The organism is Roseibium alexandrii DFL-11 (assembly GCF_000158095.2).
Lineage (GTDB): Bacteria > Pseudomonadota > Alphaproteobacteria > Rhizobiales > Stappiaceae > Roseibium > Roseibium alexandrii.
Genome location: NZ_CM011002.1, coordinates 726,868 through 749,750 on the forward strand (window position 1 = coordinate 726,868; position 22,883 = coordinate 749,750).

22 protein-coding genes are annotated in these 22,883 nt (G+C 57.6%); 7 read left to right on the top strand and 15 right to left on the bottom strand.

Features of this window, described 5'->3' with window-relative positions; all coding sequences use genetic code 11:
* Nucleotides 1-52 precede the first annotated feature (52 nt).
* Nucleotides 53-934 carry a cell envelope integrity EipB family protein gene (locus SADFL11_RS03455; RefSeq protein ID WP_134852888.1) on the top strand — a complete coding sequence of 294 codons (882 nt, stop codon included), beginning with the start codon at nucleotides 53-55 and terminating at the stop codon, nucleotides 932-934.
* A 4-nt stretch (nucleotides 935-938) separates the two neighbouring features.
* Here SADFL11_RS03455 and SADFL11_RS03460 read toward each other — a convergent pair whose 3' ends face one another.
* The 3 genes from SADFL11_RS03460 to SADFL11_RS03470 are packed head-to-tail and all read right to left on the bottom strand — an operon-like array spanning nucleotide 939 to nucleotide 3,196.
* On the bottom strand, nucleotides 939-2,237 hold the full coding sequence (locus tag SADFL11_RS03460) for a DNA polymerase IV (RefSeq protein ID WP_008194649.1): 1,299 nt from the start codon (nucleotides 2,235-2,237) through the stop codon (nucleotides 939-941).
* 28 nt (nucleotides 2,238-2,265) lie between these two features.
* The gene (locus SADFL11_RS03465) at nucleotides 2,266-2,928 is read right to left on the bottom strand and encodes a hypothetical protein (RefSeq protein ID WP_040450694.1); all 663 of its coding nucleotides are present in this window, start codon (nucleotides 2,926-2,928) and stop codon (nucleotides 2,266-2,268) included.
* Nucleotides 2,921-3,196 (bottom strand): DUF3572 domain-containing protein, encoded by a 276-nt coding sequence (locus SADFL11_RS03470; protein WP_228198244.1) that lies wholly within the window; start codon nucleotides 3,194-3,196, stop codon nucleotides 2,921-2,923. The genes SADFL11_RS03465 and SADFL11_RS03470 overlap by 8 nt, the downstream gene beginning before the upstream one ends.
* A 163-nt stretch (nucleotides 3,197-3,359) precedes the next feature.
* Between SADFL11_RS03470 and SADFL11_RS03475 the strand changes: the two genes are divergently transcribed.
* Entirely contained in the window at nucleotides 3,360-3,731 is a 372-nt protein-coding gene (locus SADFL11_RS03475) for a response regulator (protein WP_008196858.1), read from the top strand.
* 576 nt (nucleotides 3,732-4,307) lie between these two features.
* Complete coding sequence (locus SADFL11_RS03480) at nucleotides 4,308-6,023, top strand: methyl-accepting chemotaxis protein (protein ID WP_008189989.1); 1,716 nt, start codon at nucleotides 4,308-4,310, stop codon at nucleotides 6,021-6,023.
* Between the two features lie 94 nt (nucleotides 6,024-6,117).
* Here SADFL11_RS03480 and SADFL11_RS03485 read toward each other — a convergent pair whose 3' ends face one another.
* Entirely contained in the window at nucleotides 6,118-6,534 is a 417-nt protein-coding gene (locus tag SADFL11_RS03485) for a winged helix-turn-helix transcriptional regulator (protein WP_081450609.1), read from the bottom strand.
* 109 nt (nucleotides 6,535-6,643) lie between these two features.
* On the opposite strand from SADFL11_RS03485, the gene SADFL11_RS03490 reads away from it, so the two are divergent.
* The gene (locus SADFL11_RS03490) at nucleotides 6,644-7,066 is read left to right on the top strand and encodes a YybH family protein (RefSeq protein WP_040450693.1); all 423 of its coding nucleotides are present in this window, start codon (nucleotides 6,644-6,646) and stop codon (nucleotides 7,064-7,066) included.
* A gap of 2 nt (nucleotides 7,067-7,068) precedes the next feature.
* Nucleotides 7,069-7,461 (top strand): YybH family protein, encoded by a 393-nt coding sequence (locus SADFL11_RS03495; RefSeq protein WP_167578945.1) that lies wholly within the window; start codon nucleotides 7,069-7,071, stop codon nucleotides 7,459-7,461.
* A gap of 57 nt (nucleotides 7,462-7,518) precedes the next feature.
* Here the strand turns inward: SADFL11_RS03495 and rpmG are convergent, their stop codons facing one another.
* The 7 genes from rpmG to plsY form a co-directional block, all read right to left on the bottom strand.
* The gene (rpmG, locus tag SADFL11_RS03500; RefSeq protein ID WP_008192710.1) at nucleotides 7,519-7,686 is read right to left on the bottom strand and encodes a 50S ribosomal protein L33; all 168 of its coding nucleotides are present in this window, start codon (nucleotides 7,684-7,686) and stop codon (nucleotides 7,519-7,521) included.
* Between the two features lie 214 nt (nucleotides 7,687-7,900).
* Nucleotides 7,901-8,647, bottom strand: a complete 747-nt coding sequence (locus SADFL11_RS03505; protein ID WP_040450692.1) for an NUDIX hydrolase — start codon at nucleotides 8,645-8,647, stop codon at nucleotides 7,901-7,903.
* Complete coding sequence (locus tag SADFL11_RS03510) at nucleotides 8,644-9,114, bottom strand: DUF983 domain-containing protein (RefSeq protein ID WP_081450466.1); 471 nt, start codon at nucleotides 9,112-9,114, stop codon at nucleotides 8,644-8,646. The genes SADFL11_RS03505 and SADFL11_RS03510 overlap by 4 nt, the downstream gene beginning before the upstream one ends.
* Nucleotides 9,115-9,120: 6 nt before the next feature.
* Nucleotides 9,121-11,400, bottom strand: a complete 2,280-nt coding sequence (rnr, locus tag SADFL11_RS03515; RefSeq protein WP_085955889.1) for a ribonuclease R — start codon at nucleotides 11,398-11,400, stop codon at nucleotides 9,121-9,123.
* Between the two features lie 62 nt (nucleotides 11,401-11,462).
* The gene (gene topA, locus SADFL11_RS03520; protein ID WP_008193600.1) at nucleotides 11,463-14,204 is read right to left on the bottom strand and encodes a type I DNA topoisomerase; all 2,742 of its coding nucleotides are present in this window, start codon (nucleotides 14,202-14,204) and stop codon (nucleotides 11,463-11,465) included.
* 175 nt (nucleotides 14,205-14,379) lie between these two features.
* A complete protein-coding gene (dprA, locus tag SADFL11_RS03525; RefSeq protein WP_008190284.1) occupies nucleotides 14,380-15,516 on the bottom strand; it encodes a DNA-processing protein DprA in 1,137 nt (378 codons plus the stop codon).
* Nucleotides 15,513-16,175 (bottom strand): glycerol-3-phosphate 1-O-acyltransferase PlsY, encoded by a 663-nt coding sequence (gene plsY / locus SADFL11_RS03530; protein ID WP_008197322.1) that lies wholly within the window; start codon nucleotides 16,173-16,175, stop codon nucleotides 15,513-15,515. The genes dprA and plsY overlap by 4 nt, the downstream gene beginning before the upstream one ends.
* 288 nt (nucleotides 16,176-16,463) lie before the next feature.
* On the opposite strand from plsY, the gene SADFL11_RS03535 reads away from it, so the two are divergent.
* A complete protein-coding gene (locus SADFL11_RS03535) occupies nucleotides 16,464-17,027 on the top strand; it encodes a peroxiredoxin (RefSeq protein ID WP_008195866.1) in 564 nt (187 codons plus the stop codon).
* Nucleotides 17,028-17,045: 18 nt separating this feature from the next.
* Here SADFL11_RS03535 and SADFL11_RS03540 read toward each other — a convergent pair whose 3' ends face one another.
* Both SADFL11_RS03540 and SADFL11_RS03545 read right to left on the bottom strand, forming a co-directional pair.
* Nucleotides 17,046-18,347 (bottom strand): dihydroorotase, encoded by a 1,302-nt coding sequence (locus SADFL11_RS03540; protein WP_040452159.1) that lies wholly within the window; start codon nucleotides 18,345-18,347, stop codon nucleotides 17,046-17,048.
* A 20-nt stretch (nucleotides 18,348-18,367) separates the two neighbouring features.
* Entirely contained in the window at nucleotides 18,368-19,324 is a 957-nt protein-coding gene (locus SADFL11_RS03545; RefSeq protein WP_040452157.1) for an aspartate carbamoyltransferase catalytic subunit, read from the bottom strand.
* 257 nt (nucleotides 19,325-19,581) lie between these two features.
* Here SADFL11_RS03545 and SADFL11_RS03550 point away from each other — a divergent pair, with 257 nt between their 5' ends.
* Entirely contained in the window at nucleotides 19,582-21,261 is a 1,680-nt protein-coding gene (locus SADFL11_RS03550; protein ID WP_008195303.1) for an acyl-CoA dehydrogenase family protein, read from the top strand.
* On the opposite strand, the gene SADFL11_RS03555 is transcribed toward SADFL11_RS03550, so the two are convergent.
* Entirely contained in the window at nucleotides 21,258-22,184 is a 927-nt protein-coding gene (locus SADFL11_RS03555) for an AEC family transporter (RefSeq protein ID WP_008196384.1), read from the bottom strand. The two genes, SADFL11_RS03550 and SADFL11_RS03555, sit on opposite strands and share 4 nt — an antisense overlap.
* A gap of 73 nt (nucleotides 22,185-22,257) precedes the next feature.
* Nucleotides 22,258-22,743: a Holliday junction resolvase RuvX gene (ruvX, locus tag SADFL11_RS03560; protein WP_008196320.1), complete on the bottom strand. Its 486-nt coding sequence runs from the start codon at nucleotides 22,741-22,743 to the stop codon at nucleotides 22,258-22,260.
* Nucleotides 22,744-22,883: the final 140 nt, after the last annotated feature.

Below are 22,883 nucleotides of genomic sequence, written 5' to 3' on the forward strand. Positions count from 1 at the left end.
AAAGAATAGAAACAAGAAATTTCCGCTCCAAAGGCGGTGACGAGGAAAAGTGATGCGGCGAACCGTTTCAGACCGGGCTTTTGAAACTGCTTTTCTATTTAAGTGCGCTGTGGCGGCCATCGTGGTTGTCACTTTTGGTGCCAGTGAAGCAGCTGCCAAAGTGGCGGGCATACAGCTTGCCCCGCATAGAGCTGTCTATGACATGAAGCTTTCCGATACCGAGCAACAGTCCGGGATTGCAGGTCTCTCCGGACGCATGGTCTATGAGTTTTCAGGCAATGCTTGCGAAGGGTACAGCGTCAATTTCCGGTTTGTCACCGAGTTCCGGGATCTGAGTGGTGGCTCTCAGGTAACAGATCTTCAGACCACGTCGTTCGAGGGCCCGGATGCAGAGAGTTACCAATTTCTGTCCAAGACCTATGTCGATCAGAAACTGGTCGAATCGAGCCGGGGACTGGCGCGGACTGAAACGGGCTTGAAGGCGGTCGAACTGAAAGAACCGGACGAAAAGTCTCTGCAGATCGGCCAAGATGTTCAGTTTCCAACAGAGCACCTGATGAACATCGTAAAGACCGCGCAAGATGGCGGGCATTTCACCGCAAGCGACATTTATGATGGTGCAGAAACAGGAGACAAAGTCTTTGGGACCACTGCCGTCATCGGTGCCAAAGCCGTAGGCATTGTGCCGGAAATTGATGGCGAACGGCAGGACGCCTTGGATGCTGTTGCATCCTGGCCGGTGACCGTTGCTTATTTCGATCCCTCCACGCAGGAAAATTCCGGCGAACAGACACCCGTCTACCAGTTGTCCTTCAGGCTGTTTGAAAACGGTGTGAGCGATAAACTTGTTCTGGATTACGGCGATTTCAAAATTGCCGGAACCATGACGGCGCTGGAACTTCGAGATCTGACCGACAAATCTGACTGCGAGTAATCGTCTACTTGTCTTCGGCGGCTTTGCGTGCCTGTTTCGCGGCATGTGTCAAGCCAAGCTCGACAGCTGAGTTGCCGAACTTGCCGCGCAGTTTGTCGATGGCAAGTTCTGCCTTTTTCTTCCGTCCCGACGTTGCATCGAGAAGGTCCTCTGGATCCGCTTGAGAGGCATCTGAGATGTCGTTGACCCCAATGCCGATCAGACGGAAGCGGCGCCCATCTGTTTCCGCCTCCAAGAGGGCAACCCCTGCATCAAATATCTTGTCCGCCAGCTGCGTCGGGTCGGTCAAATGCCGCGCGCGCGTGATCGTTTTGAACTCAGAGGTTTTGAGTTTGAGTGTGATGCCGCGGCCTGCAAGCTCCGATTTTTTCAGGCGGAAGGACACCTTTTCAGACAAGTCTCGCAAGATCGGTTTCAGGACATGGAAGTCCGATATATCTGTCCTGAAGGTGGTTTCGGTGGAAACGCTTTTCGCGCCGCGCGAAGGGGTCACGTCACGGCTGTCGTCGCCATGGGAGAGGTGCGCCAAGCGCAGCCCGATAGAACCATACCGCCGGGCCAAGGTGTTGGCATCCATGGTTTGGAGTTGGCCGATCGTTCGTATGCCGTCACGGTCCAGTTTCGTTTGGAAGACTTTCCCAACACCCCAAATCTTGCCGACGGGCATTGGTGCAAGGCGCTGTTCCGCTTCTGCTGCACCAATCACGGAAAATCCCCGTGGCTTTTCCAAATCCGAGGCGAGCTTCGCGAGGAATTTGTTGGGCGCAAGGCCGACGCTCGCCGAGATGCCGATATCAGCTTCAATGTCTCGGATGAACTTGGCGAGCGTTTCGGCAGCGCTTGCATGGTGGAGGCGCTCTGTACCGGTGAGGTCAAGAAAGGCCTCGTCGATCGACAAGGGTTCGACCAGCGGAGTCAAGGCTTGCATGCGGCTGCGGATTTCCTTGCCGACCCTTGAGTATTTTTCCATATTCGGCTTGATCACCACGGCCTCGGGACACGCTTCCATGGCCTTGAACATCGGCATGGCGGAGCGAACGCCGGAGATGCGAGCGATATAACAGCAGGTCGACACAACGCCCCGCTGACCGCCGCCGATGATCACGGGCTTGTCCTGGAGTTCCGGATTGTCGCGTTTTTCAACCGAGGCGTAAAACGCATCGCAGTCGATGTGGGCAATCGACAGCATGTCGAGCTCCGGGTGCGCCAAAAGCCTCGGGCTGCCGCAAGACGGACAGCGGCTTACATGCTGCGGGGCGCGTGCGCCGCAATCCCGGCACAGGGCTTTTGGCTCTTCTGTCATAGGCTCGTACCGGGCTTCAAAACCAGCCCTAAAGAATAGACCTGATGAACCGGCTTGTCTCGCGCCAGTCACCGGAGAGTAGGTCGATATGAGGCTCTGGTTCAACCGAGTTCAGGAAGCGTTGATCGGCAATAAACTGGATCTGGACAGAGGCGGGCAGGGACGCTTGTACAGATCGGTGATTGGTCGGACTGTCATCGATGAAAACGACCGGATGGGCTCGTCCGCCGGCGAGGGCGGCAACAGCACCGCCTTTTGGCCCGGAGTTTGTCAGCACCGGATAGGGGATCCCCATACCTCTTAGCAGCGTTTCCCGCACCGGCTTGTTGTGAGAGCCGGGTAGGTTGGTCAACAGAACGATGTCCCACTGATCTGTGAGCTCGGCAAGCGCGGCGTTTGCGTCCGGAACCATGGCTTGCTCATGGCTGACCTCATCGAAAAAGGTGATCAGATGCCTCTTGACCTGATCCGCGGGAACCGGCGCGCCATCCTCGGTGCGCGCGATGTTGCCGGTCAGCCGGTAGGAGTGATTGAGGAAGTGCATACCCTTGTTGTTCAAGTACTCCTCCAGATGCAGGATCATGTGCAGGATGACTTCATCGACATCGCAGATGATCAAAGGGCGGTCTGAAGCTGGCAGGCTTTGAATTTGTGCAAGGACTTCCGGAAGCACGGGGGTCGGTTCAGGCATCGTACTCAGGACCTCCGGCCAAGGCATAGCGAGCGGCTGCCATCATCGTCGGACGTAGGCCGGCATTTTCGCAAAAGGCAAGGAGAAGCGCTTCGTCCATCATGTAAAATTCAAGGACGCCGGCCAGGAACCCGGGCTCGCTTGCAGCGTCCCGGATTTGGTCCGGGCCAATGCCGGAAAAGGCTAAAAACCGGCCGACCTGTTCAGGGTCTTGGCTGAGCTGCACAAGGGCTTGCGTCGCAATTCCCTGAGCTTCTTCAACACTCAATGATTTTCCTTGCACATTTTTCATTGTGTTTTTTTGCCTTTCTGAAACGATTCCGGGTTAGAAGAGTTGTAATGCGACCCGGGGATGGGTTCCACAAGGGATAAGACGACTTCGCGTCAAAAAAGAGTAGGACCGGCTCTAGCCGGCGAAGGGCCTGAAATATATGGCGAAAACCGTGTTGATCGTGGAAGATAACGAGTTGAACATGAAGTTGTTTCATGACCTGCTCGAAGCACACGGTTTTGATACGCTTCAAACAAGAACTGGCATTGAAGCATTAAAACTGGCGCGCGAAAACCGGCCTGATCTCATCCTCATGGATATTCAGCTGCCCGAAGTCTCCGGCCTTGAAGTGACCAAGTGGATCAAGGAAGACGAGAGTATTGCGTCGATTCCAGTTGTTGCTGTCACTGCTTTTGCCATGAAGGGGGATGAAGAGCGTATCCGCCAAGGCGGCTGTGAAGCCTACATATCCAAACCAATTTCGGTTTCCAAATTCCTTGATACGGTCAAGTCGTTCCTTGGTGAGCCTTAAGCCGGCAAAGAATGTATTACATAGGCGAAACGATTCCCGATTGCGCGGAGGCAAAGGCAGTCCACCCGTAAAGAGTTCCATGTCTTTCGTCTGAAATGCCGGGGTTGCTGTTTATGTTAAGGTTACATTTTAATTAAAACCCTTATCTTTCTGTGTGCTATCCACGGAAATTATTGCAATTCAACAGCGATGAGTTAGTGTAGTTTTTGTTAGGTTTCGGCCTGACAACCGTTTGTCTTGCTGAATTTTCCGCAGCAAACCTATTCAGTTTCCCCTCGGGATTGCTCAGGTCCGCCGCATCTCCTGGGTCCGTGGGGTAGGTCGGCAGGGAACCGGTCGAAGAGTGGCCTCCTCGAATACCGTGTTCCCGCCGACCACTAACTCTCTGATACTTCTATAAAATATTAGCCTGACCATGAGCGGGACCTTGAAAAATTTGCGCGTCAGCTAGGTTGGCTTCTTAGAATATTTTACTAATGTGCGAACGCTACTCCGCAACTTTTACGATGTATGTGATTATACTATCCTTAACCTAGCGGAAGATATGATCCAGCCTAGTTTTTCTAGGGGTGGAATATGATCAAACGACTTTCTTCACTGAGCGTCACTGCGTCCCTTGCGTTGGCGAGCGCCGCATTGCTTACACTTTCCATGCTTGTTGTTGGCGGTATTGTCTATCAGGTGGCGGCAAATCAGGCCGAACAGACTGCAGTTGGCAAGCAAGCCGCTAACCTTCGTGTCGCTGCAACCATCATGGCGCGGGATATTGAAGGCACGAAGGTGTCCTGGAGAGGGGATGGCGACGTCCAGCGTATTGAGCTCGCGGAAATCCCAGAGTTCGCCAATCACGACATGATTGATACGATCGGGCGTATGACCGGCGAAACGGCAACTGTGTTCGCTTGGGAAGCCGATAGCCAGGATTTCTGGCGCAAGTCAACGAACATTATCAAGGGCGACGGCAATCGTGCTGTCGGGACGCCCCTTGGCAAGAAGGGTGCAGTGTATCCGGTCGTTACCAAAGGTGAAACATTCCACGGGCAGGCGACCATCCTGGGCAAAGACTACTACACTGTCTATGAGCCGATCTTTACGCCGGGCGGCGACATCATCGGTATTCTGTATGCAGGCGTGGAAAAGGCGGCGGTTCAGGCCAATGTCAGCGAGATCATGTCGCGTTTCACCATGCTCGCACTGCCGGTGGTGCTGATTGCGCTTGGTCTCTTGGTCTTCCTAATCCAGCGCCAATTGCGGCCGGTGACTGAACTTGCCTCTGTGACCGAGCAAATCGCGGAAGACAACTTGACGATCGATATTCCGTTCGCGGACCGCACTGATCAGATTGGTATCCTTGCAAATGCTCTGTCCACACTGCGCAAGAAGGCGGAAGAACGCGCCGTGTTGAGCAGTCAGCGCGAACATTCGGAAGCTGAGGCAGCTGGCCGCCAGGATCGCATGAAGGCCATGATCGCCCAGTTCAGAGGCAGTGTGTCCGGGGTTCTTGATCAAGTGGGCGATACCGTCGGTCAGTTGGATGCAACAGCCACCAAAATGTCTGAGGTTTCCCAGACCAGCGCGACACGGGCTGATGAAACTCAAGCGTCCTGTCAGGACACGACCTTGAGCGTCCAAACGGTTGCAAGCGCTGCAGAAGAGCTCTCCGCGTCGATTACAGAGATTTCTCGGCAGGTGTCTGAAACCACGCAAATTGTGGAACGGGCAACTGAGGGCACACGGTCAACCAACGTGAAGGTTGAGGGACTGGCCGAATCTGCAACGAAGATCGGCGAGGTGGTCACCCTCATTCAGGCGATTGCTGAACAGACAAACCTTCTTGCATTGAACGCGACCATCGAAGCGGCCCGTGCCGGGGAGGCCGGCAGAGGATTCGCGGTCGTTGCGGCCGAAGTAAAAGAACTTGCCACGCAGACCTCCAAGGCAACCGAAGAGATCAGCGCCCAGATCACCGCCATCCAGGATGCGACACAGGATTCGGCCAAGTCAATTGCGGAAATTACATCGATCATGGAAGAGGTGAATTCCTACACCGGGAACATCGCAGGCTCGGTTCATGAGCAAGGTGCGGCCACGAGCGAGATCACCCAGAACGCTCAGAAGGCAGCGCATGGAACCGAGTTCGTCTCGTCGAACATGACGAACCTGTCCGGCGCGGTACAGCACACACTAGGCTCTGCAAATAACGTTCTGCAATCCGCAGGGGACCTGGCCAAAAGGACGGATCAGCTGAAAGCTGAAATCGAACAGTTTCTGACGAACGTCGAAGCGGCCTAATAGGCTACTTTCCAGACCCTGAAATGAACAAAGGCCCGCTGCACTCCGCGGGCCTTTTTCTTTTCAGAGTTGTTTTCGGTCTGAACCAAAAAACTCAAGGCGCAGGTGCCTCATTGTCGTATGCTGCGCGGTTCTTTGAGATCTGCGGCTCGTTCTTTATTGCCCAATTGGCCAAAGCTGCCAGGTGCTCAATTAATGAAGCGCCGAGTGGAGTTAGCGTGTATTCGACCGAGGGAGGACGGGTATCGAATACTGTCCGTTCAACAAGCCCATCCCGTTCCAATCCTTTCAGCGTCACGGTCAACATGCGCTGCGATATTCCGGACACGGACCGCAACAGCGCATTAAACCGTTCCGGTTTTGGTGCGAGCCGCAAGAGGACTTGAACACTCCATTTGTCACCGGTCCTGTCGAGTACGTCTCGGACCGGGCAGGGAGCTTCTCCACTGGTTTCTTGCGACCGGTCGATTTCCCGCAGGATCGTTGTCACGGGATCGAAGGTTACTTTCATGTCACTACCCACTTTTTTCATGCCTCCTTACACCCGTCTCCAGAGCTGAATATATGGGTATCCGTCTGAGCAAAAACGCTCTTTTCATTGAGACGGAGTTTGAGAAAAGATGGAAGCAATTGATGAACTTTCCGAAGTGCGGGAGGTTATGAACACGTGGCTCGCCGCCTTTGAAACGCACGACCTGGATGCGTTGATGCGCGTTTATCACGCCGAGTGCGTTTATGCGAATGCACAGTCGCCGCTGATGCAAGGGGTTTCGGAAATACGGCCTTGGTTCGCGACAGCTTTTGAAATGCTGGACGGTTCAATGATGTTTCAGGAGGAAGGTCACGTTATTACCGGAGAGATCGCCATCCTTTATGGAAAGTATTGTCTGAAGAAGTCAAAGGGACCTGCTGGGACGGATGATGCTGGACGGGTTGCGCTGGTCATGAAGAAGGACCCGAATGGTGCTTGGCGCATTGTCTTCGACATGGACAACACTCCGCCGGACGCTGCTCCGGCTGACTTTAACAAATCGGAGATATGAGCATGACACAAATGGCCAAGTATCCTCATGAAGTTGGCGTGAAGGTCGGCGAATGTATGGAAGCGGGTGATTTGGAAGGGGTTCTTTCGCTATTTCACCCTGATTGCGTGATCTGTTTCCCGCCCGAGGAGCCCCCAAAGTATGGGCACGAGGCGGTCCGTGAGATTTTTTCTGAACTTATTGCGGCGAAGCCCAGGATTGTGAACCGTGTAACGGGTATCCAGGAGTGCGGGGAAACGGCGCTCCTTCAGCATGACTGGCGGTTTGAAGATGCCGGGGGGAACCTGATTGCAGAAGGGAAGTCAACGGAAGTTGTCCGCAGGCTGGACAATGGTGGTTGGGGGTTTTTCATTGATTGCCCGTTAGGGCCACCGGCACTTGCCACGAATATCTGAGTGAAACAAAAAACCCGCCGGAAACGGCGGGTTTTTTAGCTTTCGGAATGCCGAAGATTACTTAATCTTGGCTTCCTTGAACTCAACGTGCTTCTTGGCAACCGGGTCGTACTTCCGCTTGACCATTTTCTCGGTCATTGTGCGGGAGTTCTTCTTGGTGACGTAGAAGAAGCCGGTGTCCGCCGTGGACAGAAGCTTGATTTTGATTGTTGTCGCCTTGGCCATGGCCTTGGATCCTGTTCTCGGTTACCGGGCAAAGGGTTCTTATGGCCAGATGGGCTGGCGGTGAATCTGCCCCAATGTCTGAAATCAGCGCGCAAACTACTCATCACGGCGGGAAAGTCAAGTGTTGCCTGAGGTTCCGGAGAGTTTTGCCGGAGAAAAAAGTTAGGTTTCTTTCGGTGCCCGCGCCGTATGGGAATGTTTCGTGCTGCGCGCGCTAAAGAATCTCTTTTTCAAAGCGGCCCTTTTTGAAAAAGTAATAAGGAACCGGGGTCTCCGGGGAGAGGTCCGGATCCTGCCGCAACCGGGTCTCAAGATCCTCAAGAATCTTTGTGGTGATGAGCGGCAGCTCCTTCTGGCGCGCCTCGTCAAAGGTCAACCAGGCGCAGTCTTCCAGTTCACCGGAGGGGCCGTGGCCGCCCGGCAATTTGTCGGCAATGGCGTCGGCCCAGATGGCCAGGAAACGCGTGTCAAAGCGGCGCGGGCGCTGCGGGGGGGTGATCGCGCGGGCGATCATGCGCATGCCGCCAAGGTCCGGCTGAACATGGCGTTCTGCGAAGGCCTCAAATCCGGTCCCCAAACGCAGTTGATCCGTGTCAGCCTTGCGGCCGATGAAAATGCCGGCCTCTTCGTAGGTCTCGCGAATGGCGGCGAGCGCAAAGGCGCGCACGCGGGCAGCGGTTTTCGAATTCTTCAGACCCTCTGACAGGCGTGCCTCAACTTGGGGGTGGTACGGCAGAACGTTTGAGATGCGGGAATCACTTGGATCGACCCGACCACCTGGAAACACGAATTTTCCCGGCATGAAGGTGTGCCGCATGTGCCGGCGGCCCATCAGCAATTTGACGTCGCCAGAGCCTGAGCGATCAAGGATCAGAAGCGTCGCGGCATCTTTGGGGCGAATGTAGGGGTGATTTCCGGCTTGCTCATCTTTGTCCAATTTTTCTTTAAAAGAATCGCTCATCTCGGGCTTTCAAGGTGGGGGGATGCAGCGGGCAGGTCATCTTCTGCATCCGGATCAAATCCATGCATGTAGAACGCCCACTGTAGCCCCACCAAAGCACCCTTGATAGGTCGCATTAGGGCTAAAGACAAAATGATGGTCAGCGGGATCCAGATGGCCATGTGGATCCAGAGTTCCGGCCGCCACATCATTTCTACGATCAAAAGGCCCGGAATGATGATGTGGCCAACGATCGTGATCGTGAAATAGGGCGGGGCATCGTCTGCGCGCTGATGGTGGAACTCTTCGCCGCAATTGCTGCAAGCATCCTGGGTTGCCAGAAATCCATCGAAAAGCTGACCTTTGCCACAGGACATGCAGCGGCCCATGGCGCCGCGCATCATTGCCTGCATGAGAGGACGTTTGAGTTTTTCCGGCGCTTCGTCGATGGTCTCCTCAACGCCGTTCAATTCATACCGGACCGTCACTTTAACCTACCTTCGGGTCTTTTTCCGCGGAGCGGCCTTGCCCTTCGGGCCCTTGGGGCCGCCCGTCGCGCTGCCACGTGCGCCTCCCTTCGGAGGACCGCGCCGTGCCTTGGGCATCGGTTTGCGGATCGCCTTTCCGGCAATCCGTCCGTGGCTCACAACTTCAAACGTCAAAGAGCCGGCGAATGGAGCTGCATCCACAAGCCGGACTTCGACCTGATCCCCAAGTTGGTAGGTTTCGCCGGTTTTGTCACCTATCAGGGCGTGCGACGCTTCGTCGTAGCGGTAATAATCGAGCCCGATGGTGGAGGCGGGAACGAACCCGTCTGCGCCCGTGTCCTCCAGGCGGATGAACATTCCGGATTTGACCACTCCGGCAATCCGGCCCTGGAATGTGGCGCCAACCTGATCGCTCATCCACAGGGCAATCAACCGGTCGATCGTGTCGCGTTCGGCGAGCATGGCCCGGCGCTCGGCGCCGGAAATCTCGCCGCCAATTGCCTCCAGCTTGCTTTCAACGCCTTCCGGCAAACCGTCCTTGCCGAGCCCAAGCGCCGAGATCAGGCCCCGGTGGACGATGAGGTCGGCATAGCGGCGGATCGGTGACGTGAAGTGCGCATAGCGGCGCAAGTTGAGACCAAAGTGACCGATGTTCTGCGGGTTGTATTCCGCCTGCGCCTGGCTGCGCAGGACAATTTCGTTGACCAAATGCGCCTGGGAAGTGTCCTTGACCTTCTTCAAAATGCCATTGAACACCGAAGGCCGCAAACCGCCAGAGGAAGGCAGCTTCATGTCGATCGTCGACAGGAATTCCTTCAGGTTCTCCAGCTTTTCCGGCGTTGAGGCATCGTGTACCCGGTAGAGCAGGGGCGTCTTTTTCTTTTCCAGCGTTTCGGCAGCCGCAACGTTTGCCTGGATCATGAATTCTTCGATAAGCTTGTGCGCATCGAGACGCTCAGGCACGTAGACATGGTCAACGGTGCCGTCTTCCTTCAGCTTGATCTTGCGTTCCGGCAAATCCAGTTCCAGCGGCTCGCGCGCTTCCCTGCCTTTTTGAAGAACGGCATAGGCGGCCCAGAGCGGCTTCAGAACACCGTCCAGCAGCGTTTCTGTCTTCTCGTCAGTGACGCCGTCAATCGCCTTTTGCGCCTGGATGTAGGAGAGCTTTGCGGCCGAGCGCATCAGCACGCGGTGGAACGTATGGCTGATCTTGCGGCCGGTCTTGTCGAAGACCATGCGCACGCCCATTGCCGGTTTGTCTTCCTTTTCCCGCAATGAACACAGCTGGTTGGATATGCGCTCCGGCAACATCGGGATCACCCGGTCCGGGAAATAGACCGAGTTGCCGCGTAGGTTTGCTTCCCGGTCCATCGGTGAGCCCGGCGTGACGTAATGCGCGACGTCGGCAATCGCCACGTAGGCAACATAGCCGCCTTCGTTGTCCGGATTCTCGTCCGGTTCGGCGTAAACCGCATCGTCATGATCCTTGGCATCGGGCGGGTCGATGGTGACCAGCGGGATCTGGCGCCAGTCTTCGCGCTGTCCAAGCTTATCAACCGGCTTGGCGCTTTCTGCCTGAACCTCGACCGCATTCGGGAAGACATGCGGAATGCCATGGGAATGCAGGGCAATCTCGGAAACTGCTTTCTCGGAGTTCATCGAGCCAAAGCGTTCCACGATACCGGCGCGCGGATGGCCATACTTCCCGGACCGTGAAATCTGGACGCTGACGAGATCGCCGTCCTCGGCTTCCTTCATCTCCGCCGGATCGACATCCAGTTCGCGCTGTTTGCGGTCGATGGGTTCCAGATAAGGCGGACGGTTGCCGTCACGCTTTCTGAGGATGCCCAGAATTGCGCCTTGGCGTTTTTCCAGAACCCGAATGACCCGTGCTGTGAATTCTGCTTCCGAGCCGCTGTCGCCTTCGCTCAGGCGGATTAGGGCCCGGTCGCCAAGTCCGGGCTGGGTGTTTTTGGTTTTGCCGGCAAGGATCAAGATTTGCGGCGGATTGCCGGCTTCATCGTCCCAATCGACCGGCGTGCCAAGCAGGTCGCCATCAGATGTGCGGGCAACCGTGTTGGCGACAAACACCGGTGGCAGGTCGCCCGGCCGGATCATGCGCTTGTTGCGCTTCTCAATGAGGCCGTCTTCAGCCAGATCCTTGAGGATCTTTTTCAGATGGATGCGCGCACCACCGATAATGCCGAAATGGCGCGCGATTTCGCGCTTGCCCGCCCGGCCCGGATTGTCGGCGACGAAGGCCAGGATGTCCTCGCGGGAGGGCATGTCACCTGGCACTTTGGCGTGTTTGCGTTTTGTGTGTTTCCGCGTGTTGATGCGTTTTGCGCTCAAGAGGGGTCGTCCCAGGGCACTTCTTCAGACTTTGCGTCCACCTCGGCCTTGGCCGCGGATTTTGCCGTTGTCTTCTTGGCTGCCGTTTTCTTGGCAGCAGGCTTCTTGGAGGTGGTCTTTTCCTCACCGTCCTTGGCCGCTGCCTTTTTGCTTGTTGTCTTTTTCGCAGTGGTTTTCTTTGCGGGGGTCTTCTTGGCGGCCGCCTTTTTCTTGGTGCCACCTTTGGCCGCGATCAGTTCCACAGCCTGTTCCATGGTCACCGCTTCCGGAGCAGTGTCCTTGGGCAGCGTCGCGTTGACCTTGCCATGTTTGACGTAAGGCCCATAGCGGCCGTCATAGACGTTGACCGGTCCGCCTTCGGACGGATGCTCGCCAAGTTCCTTCAGCGGCGTTGCCGCGGCGCCCCGGCGTCCGCCACCCTTGGCGCGTTTTTCTGCCAGTGCATCGACGGCGCGGTTGATGCCGACGGAAAACACCTCGTCCGGCGAAGAGAGATTGGCATAGGTGCCGTCATGCAACACGAACGGGCCGTAGCGTCCAAGGCCGGCCGTGATCATCTTGCCGTCTTCCGGATGCTCGCCGACTTCCCGTGGCAGCGACAGCAGCTGCAAGGCCTTTTCAAGATCCATGTCTGCCGCAGACCAGCCTTTCGGCAGCGACGAGCGCTTCGGCTTGGCTTCGTTTCCGAGCTGAACATAAGGGCCAAACCGTCCGGTGCGCAGCGAGACTTCCATGCCGGTTTCCGGATCCTCACCGAAGACCTTCGGGCCGTCATCGGCCTCACCCTCTTCGCCGCTCGGTTTGCCCAGCTGGCGGGTGTAACCGCATTCCGGGTAGTTTTCGCAGCCTATAAAGGCACCCCAACGGCTGACTTTCAGGGACAGTTTACCTGTGTCACAGGCTGGACATTTGCGCGGATCAGTGCCGTCTTCCTTTTCCGGGAAGATATGCGGCCCGAGGAGTTCGTTCAGGGAATCAATGACCTCGGCAACACGCAAGTCCTTGATCTCGTCGACCGAGCCAGAGAAGGCCGTCCAGAAATCCTTCAGGACGTCGAGCCAGGAGAGTTCGCCGGCTGAAATCTTGTCGAGCTGTTCTTCCAGGCTGGCCGTAAAATCGAACTCCACGTAGCGCCGGAAAAAACTTTCCAGGAACGCGGTGACAATCCGGCCCTTGTCCTGTGGGACCAGCTGTTTTTTCTCCAGCTCTACATATTCGCGGTCGCGCAGGGTTTGCAGCGTGGAGGCGTATGTGGACGGGCGGCCAATGCCGAGCTCTTCCATCTTCTTGACCAGGCTCGCCTCGGTGTAGCGCGGCGGCGGGGTGGTGAAGTGCTGGGCGGAATTGATCGGCTCTGCGGTACCGTCGATGGAGGTCGCGGTCAGTGCCGCGCCCTGATCAACGGCCGGAAGGCGCTTGGAGCCTTCCTCGTCGTCGTCGTCGCGGCTTTCCTGATAAAGCGCCAGAAACCCGTCAAAGCGTACAACCGACCCGGTTGCGCGCAGATTTGCGCGTTTGCCGGAGCCGTCCGCGAGAATTTCAATTGTTGTACGCTCGAGAACGGCCGATTCCATTTGGGAGGCCATGGTGCGCTTCCAGATCAGCTCATAGAGCTTGGCCTGATCCTGGTCGAGGAACGCGGCGACATCTTTCGGGCGGCGGGCGAGATCAGTTGGACGGATCGCCTCGTGCGCTTCTTGCGCGTTTTTGGCCTTGGAGGAATAGGCGCGCGGCTTTTCGGGAACATATTTGTCGCCGAAATCCTGTCCGATGACCGAGCGGGCCGCGGCAATCGCTTCTCCTGCAATTGAGACGCCGTCGGTACGCATGTAGGTGATAAGGCCGGAGGTCTCGCCGCCTATGGATATGCCTTCATAGAGCTTCTGGGCCACCTGCATGGTGCGCGAGGCGGAGAAGCCGAGCTTGCGGGACGCTTCCTGCTGCAGGGTCGAGGTGGTAAAGGGTGCCGCCGGATTGCGCTTGGCCGGCTTGGAGGCAACGCTGTCGACCTTGAAGCTGGCGCTTTCCAGCATGGTTTTGATGGCGCCAGCTTCTTCGCCCGTCTTGACGTCGAGGCGGCCAATTTTCTTGCCGTCATAGCCGGTCAGACCTGCCTGGAACACGTCGCCGGCCGGTGTTTTCATGCCGGCAAAGATCGACCAGTATTCCTGTGGGTTGAAGGTTTCGATCTCCATTTCCCGGTCGCAGATGAGACGGAGCGCCACAGACTGCACACGGCCGGCTGAACGGGCGCCTGGCAATTTGCGCCACAGAACCGGAGACAGGGTAAAACCGACCAGATAGTCGAGCGCACGGCGGGCGAGGTAAGCATCGACAAGCGGTGTGTCCAGCTGGCGCGGATTGTCCATCGCCTCAAGGATCGCCTTCTTGGTGATCGCGTTGAACACCACCCGCTCAATCTGTTTGTCCTTCAAAACGCGCTTCTTCTGAAGAACTTCCAAAACGTGCCACGAAATCGCTTCCCCTTCGCGGTCGGGGTCAGTTGCAAGAATGAGGCGGTCGGCATCCTTGACCGCACTGGCGATCTCGCTCAGCCGCTTCTGGGACTTGCTGTCGACCTGCCAGCTCATGGCGAAGTCTTCGTCGGGTTTGACCGAACCGTCTTTGGGGGGCAGGTCCCGCACATGACCATAAGAGGCCAGAACGGTATAATCCGAGCCCAAATACTTGTTGATCGTCTTGGCTTTCGCCGGCGATTCCACAATGACGACGTTCATTCTTACCCAAATTTTTTGTGCCGGGACGGAGGAGTTCGCCCGGGAGAGAAGCTGGTTTTGTGGCGCAGACGATCACGGATCATGCGCCGCGTGTCAAATGGACCTTTGCGCGACCGGGGTCAAGCTGTCCGTTTTGCAGAGAGGTTATCCACTGTCTTATACGGGGAAAATATCCTTATAAAAGCAGCGATATTTTATTGCCGCGGTGCCGCTCGAGCCGCCCGGCGAGTTCGAGCTCCAACAAAATGATGTGCACCATCCGCGGCGGCACGGCCGCAAACCGGATCAGTTCATCAAGATCGACCGGTGTGGGGCCGAGGGCGGATATGATGCGGGCGCGCAGGCTCTCGTCCGGTTCCTGAGCTGCCGAGAAAAGATCCTTTTCCGGTTCATTCAAGTCCTGATCGAACGGCAGGACAGGTTCGATCCTGTTCCCAAGATCCTCCAGAACATCTTTTGCGTTTGTCACCAGCGCCGCGCCCTGGCGGATAAGGCTGTTGGCACCGTCCGAGCGCGGGTCAAGAGGGGAGCCGGGAACTGCGAAAATGTCCCGGTTCTGCTCAAGCGCAAACCGCGCCGTGTGGAGTGACCCGGATTTCTTGGCAGCTTCAATCACGATGACGCCGAGCGAAACGCCAGAGATCAAGCGGTTGCGCCGGGGGAAATCGCGTCCGCGAGGTTTCCAGCCGAACGGCATTTCGCTGATCACCGCACCGCCAGTTTGAAGGATCGCCGCGAGAAGGCGGTCATGATCACTCGGGTAGAGCACATCGATCCCGCCGGCAAAGACAGCCACAGTCCCCGTTGAGAGCGCTGCTTCGTGAGCTGCGGCATCTATGCCGCGGGCAAGGCCGGAGGCGATGACGAACTCGGCGTTTCCAAGATCCCGGGCGAACATTGCGGCCAGTTTCCGGCCCGACAGCGAGGCGTTGCGCGCCCCGACGATCGCCAGCGTCTTGTGCCGGGCAGTGACAGATCCCCCCTTGAGGGACAAAAGCGGTGGCGGTCCGTCGATGTGACGCAGATGCGGCGGATACTCCGGCTCGCCAAGGGCAACAAGGCGGGCGCCGGACCGGGCGTGGGCCTCAAGTTCGGCTTCCGCATCGTCTTGCGTGCAGAGCCTGTAGCTTTTTTTGCCGCCCCGCCTGGAAAGTTCAGGGAGAAGCTGCAGGGCCTTTTCGGCAGATCCAGTATGATTCAGAAGATCACGGAAAGTGGTGGGGCCAACATTTTCCGACCGTATTAAACGCAGCCAGGCAAGGCGTTGGGCCTCTGAGAGGCGAAGGGTTTTATCGTGGGCCGGGCTTCTCACCCGTCTCCCGGTGACGGCTCGGAGACCGAAGCCTCTGCCGGTCGCGATTTCTTGCCGATCTTGCTCTCCTGTCCTTTGAGGAGCCGGCCGATATTCTCGTGATGTTTGGCCCAGAGCAAGAGGGTGAGCACCAGAAACATCTCGCCCAGCTGAAACTGGCTGAAGCCGAAATACAGAATAATGGGCGTAACGGCCGAGGCGGTCAGGGCCGACAGTGAGGAGTACCGGAAGACAACGGCCATGCCGACCCAGGTGAGAGCCGCGATCAGGAACATCGGCCAATAAAGGCCCAAGAGGATGCCGAGATAGGTAGCAACACCCTTGCCGCCCTTGAATTTCAGCCAGACCGGAAAGAGGTGACCGAGAAACGCGCCAAACCCAGCAATCAAGGCCGTATCCGGCCCGAACCGGGCCGCAATCAGGACCGCAACGGTGCCTTTCAGCGCATCGCCCAGAAGTGTTGCCGCCGCCAGCTTCTTGCTGCCTGTGCGCAGGACATTGGTGGTGCCGATGTTGCCGGAGCCGATCTCGCGGATATCGCCATGCCCACCGAGTTTCGTCAGGATCAGGCCAAACGGAATGGTGCCAAGCAAATAGCCAAAGGCGAGTGCGGCCAGATAATAGGGCCAGGCAAATTCCCAGCTGATCGGATCAGGCATTTTTTGTTCTTCTCCCGAGTGCGCGGGGCAGGGTCTGCATAAGAATTCCCACCTTAAACCAAAGCGCTCCTATTACCGTCATACCCGGACTTGATCCGGGTATCCATACCGTTTCGTTTCAAAAGCATACCGCCAGTGCTTGTGGCTTCGAAGCGGCATGGATTGCTGGATCAAGTCCGGCAATGACGGCCATGAAAACCTGCTCCAGCAAATTGATTGACTTCCTTGCCAAATTACGGCGCTGTGCCAAAAAGCGGTTTAAAGTATCTACCCACCTGGAGAATATCCGTGAGCCTGACAGATGTGGATTGGTCGAAATTGCCGGCGCCAGAGGATGACAGCACGGCTGCGCGTGTTGAGGGCACGACACTGCCTCAGCTGGAATTGGCGGCAACGGATGGCAGCAAGGTGCATCTGGCGGACCTTACCGGGACCAGTGTGATTTACATCTACCCCAAGACAGGGCAGCCGGGTGTGCCCTTGCCGGACGGCTGGGACACGATCCCTGGTGCGCGGGGCTGCACGCCGCAATCCTGTGCCTTCCGGGATCATTATAAAGAACTTTCGGCCCTTGGCGCCGGTCATATCTTCGGTCTGTCGACCCAATCGACGGCCTACCAGGCGGAGGCCGTCGAGCGTCTTCATTTGCCGTTTCCGCTGTTGTCGGACGCGGATCTGACCTTCACGAATGCCCTTGATTTGCCGTCCTTCGAAGCCGATGGTCAGACGCTTTTGAAGCGCCTAACTTTGATTGTCCGAGACGGCGTCGTGATCAAAGCATTCTATCCGGTGTTTCCGCCGGACCGGAACGCTGCCGATGTCATGGCGTGGCTGGAAGAGAACCCTGCCTGACATCGGCTAGACGGTTACTTACCCATGCGCAAAGACGGTTTTGCCGCCGACCACGGTGCGCATCACACGGCCCGAGAAGCGGGCGTCTTCGAATGGGGAGTTTTTGGAGCGCGAGCGGATGGCGCTCTTTTCCAGAACCCAGGGCCGGTCGAGGTCAAAGACAGTGACATCGGCTGGCGCGCCTTTTGAAAGCCGTCCGGTTTCAAGGCCCAGCCGGTCTGCCGGATTGTAGGTCATCGCCGCAAGCAGTGTTTTCAGGTCCACTTGTTCTGCGTGGTACAGGCGCAGGCTCGCCGCAAGCAGGGTTTCCAAGCCGATCGCGCCGTCTTCAGCTTCCGCCCAGGGGTGGCGTTTGGTTTCGACGTCCTGCGGATCGTGATTGGAGCAGATGATGTCGATCGTGCCGTCGGCAATCGCCGCGATCATCGCCTGCCGGTCGTCTTCATCGCGCAGGGGCGGCGACATCTTGAAGAAGGTGCGGTAAGCGCCGATGTCGTTTTCATTGTGCGTCAGGTGATTGATCGAGATCCCTGCCGTGATGTTCAGCCCCCGGCCTTTGCCAGTTCGGATGATATCGGCGCTTTCCGAGGTGGAGATCAGGTTCGCATGGTATTTGCCCTTGGACATCCCAACGAGGCGCAGGTCGCGTTCCAGCATGATGATTTCCGCCTCGCGCGGCACACCGGAGAGGCCCTTCCAGCTGGCGTTGAGTCCGGCGTTCATCACGCCGCCGGCAAGGGCCGGGTCTTCGGTATGGTGGATCACAAGCGCATCGAAATCGCGGGCATAGGTCATGATCCGGCGCAGAATTTGCGGGTTCTGCACGGACTTGTGGCCATTGCTGAAGGCGACTGCACCAGCTTCCTTCAACAGGCCGATCTCGGTCATTTCAACGCCCGCAAGACCCTTGGTGAGGGCGGCAAGCGGCAGAACGTTCACACTCGCCGTGTCGCGGGCGCGCCGGTGGATGAAGTCGACCAGCGCTGGATCGTCAATCACCGGATCGGTGTCCGGCATGGTGCATATTGTGGTGATGCCGCCTGCTGCAGCAGCTTCCGAGGCGCTTGCGAGCGTTTCGCGGTGTTCTGCGCCGGGTTCTCCGACCGACACACACATGTCGATGAGGCCCGGGCAGGCGATGGCGCCCTTGCAGTCGATGAGTTCGGCGCCGTAAGGCGCGCCCTGATTGGCGGCTTCCGGCCCGGCGGCAAGAATGGTGCCGTCGGCGATGATGATCGATCCTGGCGCGTCCAGATCGCGCGCCGGATCAATCACTCTGGCGTTTGAAAGAACCAGAGGTTTGGGTGTGTCGAGTGCCACGGTGTTTGTCCTCTGGAGTTTCAAGCAGTTGGAAGGTTGTCGGCGAGGGCTTCAAGCACTGCCATGCGAACGGCGACACCCATTTCGACCTGTTCGCGGATGAGGCTTTGCGGTCCGTCGGCGATCGCCGGATCGATCTCGACACCGCGGTTCATCGGGCCGGGGTGCATGACAAGCGCATCGTCCTTGGCATGAGACAGCTTTTCCGCATCAAGGCCATAATAGCGGTAGTACTCCCGGACGGACGGGATGAAGGCCCCGTTCATGCGCTCGCGCTGCAGGCGCAGCATCATGACGATATCGGCGCCCTTCAAGCCCTCCCGCATGTCCTGATAGACCTCTGCGCCCATTTGGGCGATGCCAGAGGGCAGGAGCGTTGACGGGGCGATCACCCGGACCCGGGCGCCGAGTGCGTTCAAAAGTATGATGTTGGAGCGGGCAACGCGCGAATGGGCAATGTCGCCGCAAATCGCCACCGTCAACCGGGCTATCTTGCCTTTGTGGCGGCGGATGGTAAGTGCGTCGAGCAGGGCTTGTGTCGGGTGCTCATGCGGGCCGTCACCGGCGTTGACCACCGCGCAGCCGACTTTGCGGGCCAGAAGATGAACCGCGCCGGCTGCATGGTGACGCACCACAAGGAGGTCCGGATGCATGGCGTTGAGGGTCGCGGCCGTATCGATCAGGGTCTCGCCCTTTTTGACCGACGACTGGGAGACCGCCATGTTCATGACGTCCGCGCCAAGGCGTTTTCCGGCCAGCTCGAAGGAGCTCTGCGTGCGGGTGGAGGCCTCGAAGAAGAGGTTGATCTGTGTCCGGCCCTGCAGCACATGCTTGCGCTTGTGCACCTGCCGGGAGATTTCCACGGCCTCTTCGGCACGGTCCAGAAGGCCCAGTATTTCGTGGGGGTGAAGACCCTCAATGCCCAGCAAATGACGATGGGGGAAAGGGTTGTCTCGATAGGATTCTTGCTCGCTCATCGAGATCATCTTCTTAAGGTGGAACGGGTCTGCGCACAAGGCCGGAATCGGGTCTCTACCCGCTGTCCACATGCAGACTAAGACTTTAATCAAATGGTCAAATTTGAAAAAGGCACATTCTTCTATCTGACCATGCATCAGGTTGGGCAATATCTGCACTGCACAACGGTCGGTGGTTGCATTGATTTCCACTATCTTGTTACGCTTACGTAAACTGACAAGGGCATTCAGAGTGCTCATCGGGAGGAGGAACCGTCATGGCAGACCATCTGAGCGAAGCAGCTAAGTCTTCAGGCGATGCCGGGGTGGAAGCCCTTGCAACACATGACGTTTTCAATCAGGCCCCACCATATGGCGGGTCCAATCTGGCGGCAGGCGATCCGCTGCTTTTGGCTACAGTCTCCGCGCATGTTTCGGCCTGGGAGCTGAAGGATGTCCTTGCTCATGGCGCTGAGGTGGGAGCTGAGGCGTTTCTGGAGCTCGGGCGGCAGGCGAATATCCATCTTCCCGCCCTTAAAACCCATGACCGCCATGGCCGCCGGTTGGATCAAGTCGAGTTCCATCCGGCCTATCATGATCTGATGGCGCACAGCTTTTCTGCCGGGATGCACAGCGCTTTGCTGGACGGTGGTGTGTCGACCCAATTGGTGCGCGCTGCCAAATTCTTCCTGACGTCACAAGCTGAAACGGGGCACACATGCCCGATTACCATGACAAACGCGGCGGCAGCCGTAATGGCGCAATATCCGGATGTTTGCGCAGACCTTCTGCCAAAGATGCAAACCCGGACCTATGATCCCCGGTTCCTCCCGATGCACGAAAAGACCGGCATTACCATCGGCATGGGCATGACGGAAAAGCAGGGCGGCACCGATCTCCGGGCCATTTCGTCGACGGCAGAGGCTGGCAATCAGGGAAGCTACGCGATCACCGGGCACAAATGGTTCTTCTCCGCACCGATGTGTGATGCATTCCTCGTGCTGGCAAAGACAGCAAACGGACCGAGCTGTTTTCTGATCCCGCGCATTTTGGCTGATGGCCGGGTCAACGGGCTGCGATTTCAGCGGCTGAAGGACAAGCTTGGCAACAAATCGAACGCCTCCTCGGAAGTCGAATTCCATCGGGCCGAGGGATATCTGCTTGGCGATGAGGGGCGGGGCATTGCCACAATCATCGATATGGTGACCCCGACCCGGATTGATTGTGCGCTGGGCTCTGCCGGTCAGATGCGAGCAGCGGTCAGCCGTGCCGTCCACCATTGCCGGCACCGCAAAACCTTCGGGGCCTATTTGATCGACCAGCCGTTGATGACCGCGGTCCTCGCCGACATGGCGCTGGATGTCGCCGCAGCCACGGCTCTGGCCTTGCGCTTGGTTCGTGCCGCGGCAAAGGTGGAAACTGACCCGGTTGAAGCTGCTTATGCCCGGTTGCTGACCCCAGCGATCAAGTACTGGATCTGCAAGACCGGTCCCGCGCTCACCTACGAGGCGATGGAGTGTCTCGGCGGCAATGGGTATGTCGAGGATTATGATATGGCCCGGATTTACCGGGATGCCCCGGTCAATCCGATCTGGGAGGGCTCCGGCAATGTTATGGCGCTGGACGTTCTGCGTGCGCTTGGCCGCCACCCTGAAGCGCCGAACCTAGTGCTCAGTGAGCTCTCGAAAAGCGGCGGTGCGTCTCTCTCCGCGGCCTGCAGCGGCTTGCCCAGCCTGGCAGCGCAAGCCTTGGCAGATCCAGCTCATGCCCGCGTTCTAACGGAACGTCTCGCCCTGACAGCAGCCGTTGCAGCTTTGAAGGAGCTGCAGCTGGATGATGTCGCTGACGCCTTTGCAAAGACGCGGCTTTCCGGCGGCTGGCGCTCGACCTACGGCATCCTGCCTGCTGGTATTGATGCAGCAGGGATCTTGGAAAGCCTTTATCCGCCGGCAGTCTAGGTGAAAAGCAACAGTGCTAGCGGGATGGTCACGGTCGCAGCGAGGGTCTGCAGCGTGATGATCTCGGCCATCAGCTTTGCATCCCCGCCAAGTTGGCGGGCGAGCAGGTAAGAGTTGCTTGCGCAGGGCACGGCTGAGGCGATGATGATAACGGTGAGCGCCTGGCCGGTGACGCCGTAGAGATTCGCAAACAGGAAGGCGAGCAGCGGCATGAAGACCGGCCGCAGGAAGGTGCCCATGGTGAGCGCGGGGCCCGGACGGCGCAGGGAGCTTAAGTCGAGCCCCGCTCCAACGCAGATGATGCCGATCGGCAGGGCCGCCTGCGCGAAGATTTCCAGCGTATCATCAACGATTGCCGGCATGGTCAGACCGCTGATGTTCATCAAGACACCGGCAAAGATCGACAGTATGAAAGGATTGGTGAAAAGGTCTTTGAGGATCTTTGAAAAATTCGGTGTGGTTCCGCTGGCATACCACGACAGGACAACAATGCTTGCACCGTTCAGGATCGGGATCATGAACACCATCGCCACCGCCAGCATTGCGAGTGCCGTTTGGCCGCCGATGTTGGCTGCAAGGGCAAGAGCGATCATGGCGTTCCAGCGTAAAGAGCCCTGAAAGATGGACGTGAAGCGGACAGCCGGAATGCCCCAGATCTTCTCGATTAAAGTTCGGGCGGCAAGCAGCGCTACAGCGAGCGTGACAATCGCGGACAGGAGAGCAGCGCCCATGTCGAAGGTTGGGACGCTTGAAAAGTCGGCCAAAGCGATCGTGCGAAACAGAACGGCCGGAAACAGTACGAAGTAGGCAAGACGTTCGACGCCCACCCATTGTTCGCCGCTGATCAGATTGGCGCGGGCGAGCAGGTATCCTGAGGCAATCACGAGGATGACCGGGGCGAGGGCAAAGAAAATCATTTGCATGGGAAAAGAGTTTTCATGAGATCGCGCCGGTCGGAAACAGCCGTCACCTCCAGCGCTGGGAATAAGAAAAAGATCAGGTTTCGAGACCCATGAAGCCGAGCCGGTCGAGAAAGCCTTGCAGGATGTACGCGGCGGCCATCTTGTCGACGACTTCGGCGCGTTTTGCCCGGCTCGAGTCCGCTTCGAGAAGTGTTCGCGTCACGGCGGCCGTCGAGAGGCGCTCGTCCCAGAAGGTCATCGGTAGATCGGTCTTGGGCGCGAGGTTCCGTGTAAAGGCCCGTGTGGCTTGCACGCGCGGACCTTCTGTACCGTCCATGTTGAGCGGAAGGCCGAGCACGAGCCCCCCGACACCCTGTTCGTTGCAAATTTTCAAGAGCTGCTCGGCGTCCAGTGTGAATTTTTTGCGCCGGATTGTCTCCATCGGGCTTGCAATGCCACGACCGAGATCGGAAAGCGCAAGGCCAATGGTTTTCGTTCCGAGGTCGAGGCCGATGAGCCGTGTGCGGTCCGGGACCGCAGCAATGAAGTCTTCCAGCGAAAGGGTGGGGTCGTTAGCCATGGCTGGCCTTTAACAGCATGGGCGCCGCCAATCCAGTCTGTTGTTGATGATAGGAGAAGATTAAAGACTTGGTCAGCGGCACCGAAGTTTCAAACCGCGCATCATAAGCGCGGAAAAGACCTTCACCTCTGCAAAGTTTC

Excerpts from the sequence above, each read along its gene's own strand:
- SADFL11_RS03480 (WP_008189989.1), top strand. The coding sequence starts at position 4,308 with ATGATCAAACGACTTTCTTCACTGAGCGTCACTGCGTCCCTTGCGTTG.
- SADFL11_RS03550 (WP_008195303.1), top strand. The coding sequence starts at position 19,582 with ATGGCAGACCATCTGAGCGAAGCAGCTAAGTCTTCAGGCGATGCCGGG.
- SADFL11_RS03495 (WP_167578945.1), top strand. The coding sequence starts at position 7,069 with ATGACACAAATGGCCAAGTATCCTCATGAAGTTGGCGTGAAGGTCGGC.
- SADFL11_RS03490 (WP_040450693.1), top strand. The coding sequence starts at position 6,644 with ATGGAAGCAATTGATGAACTTTCCGAAGTGCGGGAGGTTATGAACACG.
- rnr (WP_085955889.1), bottom strand. The coding sequence starts at position 11,400 with ATGCCCTCCCGCGAGGACATCCTGGCCTTCGTCGCCGACAATCCGGGC.
- SADFL11_RS03505 (WP_040450692.1), bottom strand. The coding sequence starts at position 8,647 with ATGAGCGATTCTTTTAAAGAAAAATTGGACAAAGATGAGCAAGCCGGA.
- SADFL11_RS03555 (WP_008196384.1), bottom strand. The coding sequence starts at position 22,184 with ATGCAAATGATTTTCTTTGCCCTCGCCCCGGTCATCCTCGTGATTGCC.
- SADFL11_RS03475 (WP_008196858.1), top strand. The coding sequence starts at position 3,360 with ATGGCGAAAACCGTGTTGATCGTGGAAGATAACGAGTTGAACATGAAG.
- SADFL11_RS03485 (WP_081450609.1), bottom strand. The coding sequence starts at position 6,534 with ATGAAAGTAACCTTCGATCCCGTGACAACGATCCTGCGGGAAATCGAC.
- rpmG (WP_008192710.1), bottom strand. The coding sequence starts at position 7,686 with ATGGCCAAGGCGACAACAATCAAAATCAAGCTTCTGTCCACGGCGGAC.
- SADFL11_RS03545 (WP_040452157.1), bottom strand. The coding sequence starts at position 19,324 with ATGAGCGAGCAAGAATCCTATCGAGACAACCCTTTCCCCCATCGTCAT.
- plsY (WP_008197322.1), bottom strand. The coding sequence starts at position 16,175 with ATGCCTGATCCGATCAGCTGGGAATTTGCCTGGCCCTATTATCTGGCC.
- SADFL11_RS03465 (WP_040450694.1), bottom strand. The coding sequence starts at position 2,928 with ATGCCTGAACCGACCCCCGTGCTTCCGGAAGTCCTTGCACAAATTCAA.
- SADFL11_RS03455 (WP_134852888.1), top strand. The coding sequence starts at position 53 with ATGCGGCGAACCGTTTCAGACCGGGCTTTTGAAACTGCTTTTCTATTT.
- SADFL11_RS03460 (WP_008194649.1), bottom strand. The coding sequence starts at position 2,237 with ATGACAGAAGAGCCAAAAGCCCTGTGCCGGGATTGCGGCGCACGCGCC.
- topA (WP_008193600.1), bottom strand. The coding sequence starts at position 14,204 with ATGAACGTCGTCATTGTGGAATCGCCGGCGAAAGCCAAGACGATCAAC.
- ruvX (WP_008196320.1), bottom strand. The coding sequence starts at position 22,743 with ATGGCTAACGACCCCACCCTTTCGCTGGAAGACTTCATTGCTGCGGTC.